This is a genomic window from Bacteroidota bacterium, assembly GCA_018698135.1.
Classification (GTDB): Bacteria; Bacteroidota; Bacteroidia; order CAILMK01; family JAAYUY01; genus JABINZ01.
The window spans coordinates 1-4,679 of record JABINZ010000146.1; the positions used below are offsets into that span (position 1 = coordinate 1).

Consider the following 4,679-nt stretch of genomic DNA (forward strand, 5'->3'; position numbering starts at 1 on the left):
AGATTATTCAGTACTAGGAGCAGGAGTCATGAAATTTGATGGATCGAGCTGGCAACAATATGCTAAAAAGAATACAGGTTTGGCGGATGATGCAGTTTATGATATGTCCTTGTCGAAAAATGGCAATTTTTGGTTTGGGACTGGCAATGGTGTCAGTAAATTAGTTTATGGTCAGTCCATTGAAAACAGTGAATTCAATGACTTTTCAGTCTATCCAAATCCTAGTAATGGCCTGGTATTTATCCAGCCCACATCATTTGAGAAATATACAATTTCGGTTTATGATATAAACGGGAAAGTGGTTTATCGATCCGAGGAATTAAATGATAGGAGGATTTTGGATTTATCGGACCAAATTTCAGGTTTGTATTTTTTAAAGTTTGTATCAGAAAAAAGAAATTCATCAATTAAAATATTCTTAAACTAAAAAACATGCAAAAACTATTTACACTTATTCTATTTATTGCTCTCGCAAGCAGCACTTTTGCTCAAGTTAACAGCTACAATGGATACAAATGGGGAACTCCCTATTCCGAAATGGAAGATAAACTTGTTCCTTCTGATAATAAAATCCCTGGTTATAAATCCTATGAGATGAAAAACCAAGAAATGAAATTTGAAGGCTTTACAGTACACACTTTGAGTTACGTTTTTAAGAAGAATGTATTTTATGGGGTGAATATTGGTTTTTATAGTAAAGATAAAGAAACAATTCTTGCCTTATTGACTAAAAAATACGGAGAACCTAAAGCAGTTGAAACACCATTTGTAGTAAACTATGAATGGCATCTGGAAAAAACGGCTATGGCTTTAACCTACTTACCCACTAATCAAGGAGATAAAAGCTTGTCCTTTACAATGGGAAAGAAAAAATAAAGGCCTTGATAAATCAAGACCTTTACGTATTCAGGAATTCAGGTTTATAAAATATTTCCTGAACAAAAGCGTTAACCATTAGACGCAAAAATTATGCAAAAGGTTGCCTGAGTAATTTAAATTATTGATTATGAAAAATATACGCTTCTTATTGTTTTTTTTCTTTATTGTTATCTTTTTTTCAAGCCAAGGGCAAGATATTGGTTCTAGCTGGACCATCATGAGTCCCGGAGCTGGCACCACACAGCACGAGCTTATTAAAGGAAAAGGAATGTGCACGCTGCTAAAGAAAAAACAAAAAACCATTGTATTTCGGGAGAATAAAATAAATGAAAACACCTATTCCAAAAGGTTTATGCAGCTCAGGAATAGATCTACTGGGGAAGTATTGTTTGAACAAGAGCTGAAGTTAAGTGAAACGAATATTGTTACTATTCCACTAAAGCCTATTAAGGAAAAATATGGAGAATCTATTTATGAGCAAGAGTTTATTATGATTGAGCTTGCTGATGAATTAGAAAGTAGTGGGTATATATATTTTCGTTACAAAGAATCCAAGCGTTCAGCAGAAAAGAAGAAGTAAGTTTCAATCTCTATTTGAAAGTACTGTTTCTCCTTGTTATAAAGAAAAGATTAAAATATTAGCTTTTTTGGATTGATCAAGAGAGCTATAAAAATGCTGGTTGTTGCATCCAAACTCAATGAGTATTTTTGCATTTTTTAAATAAGTAAGATTCCAATGTCAAATTTCTGGAAAGATATCAAAAAGCCTGTTTTTTCACTTGCTCCTATGGAAGATGTAACTGACACCTCTTTTCGGGAAATTGTATTAGCCTTATCAGATCCGGAATATCTGCAAGTTATTTTTACAGAATTTACTTCTACAAATGGTTTGTGTCATGAAAAAGGTCGCCCCAATGTAATCAGTCGATTGGAAGTGAATGATAGCGAGCGAATTTTGCTGCAGGAAAAGAATGTGAAATTAGTCGCGCAAATTTGGGGACCCGATCCTGAAAATCATTTTAAGTCTGCCAAAATAGTTTCTGACATGGGATTTGAGGGCATTGATATCAATATGGGCTGCCCCATTAAAAAAATAGTAAAACAAGGAGGATGCTCGGCCTTAATTGCCAATCCAGAATTAGCTGGAGAAATTATTCAGGCTACTCAGGAAGGAAGTAGTTTACCTGTAAGTGTAAAAACCCGTATAGGTTTAAACAAAGTAATTACAGAAGAATGGATTTCTCATTTGCTCAAATATAATCTGGCTGCACTAACTGTGCATGGAAGAACACAAAAAATGCAATCGGAAGGCTTGGCCGATTGGAATGAAATTGCAAAAGCAGTTCAACTTAGAAATGAAATTGCTCCCGAAACTCTTATTTTTGGTAATGGAGATGTGATGAGTGCTGAAGAAGGTTTAGCAAAATGTGAAACACATCAATTGGATGGTGTGATGATTGGACGTGGTATTTTTAAAACACCTTGGTTTTTCAATGCAAATGTTCAGGATCCATCCATCAAGGAAAGCTTAGATGTGCTTTGGCGACATGTGAGCTTGTTTACTAAAACATGGGAAGGACGCAGGAATTTTGCCATTCAAAAACGATTTTTCAAAATCTATATCAATAATTTTAAAGGTGCTGCCGAATTACGTGCTTCTTTGATGGAAACAAATAACATTGATGAAGTGGAAAAAGTAATCGAACAATATAGAGAACAAAATCAAGTTTAATTTGAACGTTGTATTAAATTTCGAATCTCAAACGTAAAACAAAACTCCCAACTCTCGTCCTTTCTTTAGCTTTACTGTTTAAGTTATAAGCTGAGGTAAAGCATAGTTAAACAGTGCTCAAAGATTAAGCTCGATTTCTGAGCATTTAAAATGTTTTTCAGGACATTCTTTTTTTCCATGCAAACCACAGGGACGACAACTTAGCGTATGCTTGGTTTCAATAATAATGGATTGGTCTGACAAAGGGCCAAATCCAAAAGCTGGAATTGTTGATAGGAAAAATACAGTTAGCGGGGCATTTATGGCTGATGCTAAGTGTTGAGGAGCTGAATCGTTTACATAATTCATTTTTGCCTTCTCCATTAAGGCAACTGATTGGAGTAGTGAAAATTTACCTGCCACTACTTCTACATTATTATGCTTAGTTTGTTTTTGGATATTAAAACACAGTTCTTGATCGTTTTTTGAGCCTAATAGAAAAATTCTCATTTGCGGTTCAAAGTAATCAATTAATGCTATCCATTTGTCAATTGGTAACTGTTTTGTAAACCAAATAGAGGCAGGTGCTATGCAGATGTAAGGAGCTGAATGGGTTGTTGTTTCATAATCGGATATTGACGGATAAAGCTTTGGTTTTGCTGCAACACTATCGGTCAATTCCTCAATTAATGTTTGATTTCTGTCAACTTCATGTAAACGAGAATCCTGATTAATTTGATGATCAACAGCTTTTGAAAAGAGAGAGGATAAGGGGTTTTTTTGAAATCCAATTTTGTACTTTGCCTTTGAAAAAGCGGTAATTAATCCGGAGCTTAAAAATCGATGTACATTAACAACGTGCGAATATTTTTCCCTTCGAACCTCTTGGAGAATATGAATGAGATTGCTGTATTTCTTATTTTTCTTATCAAAAACAATGATTTTCCTTAGTAGAGGGTGATTCTCGAGTAAACTTTCATTTCCTTTGGCAAGGAGGAAATCGATACTGCAAGAGGGATGCTGCTGCTTAAGTTTTTCAACTAAAGCAGTTGCTAGTATAACATCTCCTAAAAAAGCTGTTTGTATGATCAGAATTTTCATGCAGTGATTCTGTCGGTAAATATTAAATCTAAGGTTTAATTAAGTAATAAAGTTAATTATTGTTTTTAGAATAACTCCTTAATAATATCTTCAACAGGAATACCTTCTGCTTCTGCTTTATAATTCTTTACAATACGATGACGCAAAACCTGATAGGCTACTTCTTGTACGTCTTCAATATCAGGCGAGTATTTACCTTTGAGAACAGCATTTGTTTTAGCGCCAATTATTAGATATTGGGATGCTCTTGGACCTGCTCCCCAGGCAATGTATTCATTTATTTTAGGTGTTGCATGTTTGGTATTTGGTCGGGTTTTATTTACTAAACTAACCGCATATTCAATGACATTATCAGGAACAGGAATTTTTTCTAATAAATTCTGAAAGTAAATAATTTCTTCTGCTGATATGATCTTGTTAATTTTGATATTCTTACCTGAAGTGGTTTCTTTAACGATATTTATTTCATCTTCGTAACTCGGGTAGTCTAATATCACATTGAACATAAAACGATCCAGCTGTGCTTCGGGCAATGGATATGTACCTTCCTGTTCAATTGGGTTTTGTGTCGCTAAAACAAAAAAGGGCTCTTGTAATTTATGAAATTGTCCTGCAACCGTAACGTTCTTTTCCTGCATGGCTTCTAGCAAAGCAGATTGAGTTTTAGGAGGCGTGCGATTTATTTCATCAGCCAAAACAATGTTGGCAAATACAGGACCTTTAACAAAGCGGAAATGTTTGCTTTCATCCAATATTTCAGATCCGGTTATATCTGAAGGCATAAGGTCCGGTGTAAACTGAATTCGACTAAATTTCAAATCCAGTGCATCGGCAATCGTTTTAATTAATAGTGTTTTTGCCAGACCAGGAACACCAATTAGCAAACAATGTCCTTTGCTAAATACGGATGTTAATACCGAACGGATAACAACATCTTGTCCAATAATTATTTTTTTAATTTCGCTACTGAGTTGCTTATATTTAGCAA

The 4,679-nt window shown here is 34.6% G+C and carries 6 protein-coding genes; 4 read left to right on the forward strand and 2 right to left on the reverse strand.

What is annotated here, in order from left to right:
- The 4 genes from HOG71_09605 to HOG71_09620 all read left to right on the forward strand — a co-directional run.
- Nucleotides 1-427 (forward strand): T9SS type A sorting domain-containing protein (locus HOG71_09605; protein ID MBT5991093.1); only part of this gene is annotated, 427 nt, incomplete at its 5' end.
- A gap of 5 nt (nucleotides 428-432) precedes the next feature.
- Nucleotides 433-876 (forward strand): hypothetical protein, encoded by a 444-nt coding sequence (locus HOG71_09610; protein MBT5991094.1) that lies wholly within the window; start codon nucleotides 433-435, stop codon nucleotides 874-876.
- A gap of 130 nt (nucleotides 877-1,006) precedes the next feature.
- Nucleotides 1,007-1,459, forward strand: a complete 453-nt coding sequence (locus HOG71_09615) for a hypothetical protein (protein ID MBT5991095.1) — start codon at nucleotides 1,007-1,009, stop codon at nucleotides 1,457-1,459.
- Between the two features lie 156 nt (nucleotides 1,460-1,615).
- On the forward strand, nucleotides 1,616-2,611 hold the full coding sequence (locus tag HOG71_09620; GenBank protein ID MBT5991096.1) for a tRNA-dihydrouridine synthase: 996 nt from the start codon (nucleotides 1,616-1,618) through the stop codon (nucleotides 2,609-2,611).
- Between the two features lie 117 nt (nucleotides 2,612-2,728).
- Here HOG71_09620 and HOG71_09625 read toward each other — a convergent pair whose 3' ends face one another.
- Together HOG71_09625 and HOG71_09630 are read right to left on the reverse strand one after the other, a co-directional pair.
- Nucleotides 2,729-3,691 (reverse strand): glycosyltransferase family 9 protein, encoded by a 963-nt coding sequence (locus tag HOG71_09625; GenBank protein MBT5991097.1) that lies wholly within the window; start codon nucleotides 3,689-3,691, stop codon nucleotides 2,729-2,731.
- Between the two features lie 65 nt (nucleotides 3,692-3,756).
- On the reverse strand, nucleotides 3,757-4,679 hold a 923-nt coding region (locus HOG71_09630), incomplete at its 5' end, for an AAA family ATPase (protein ID MBT5991098.1).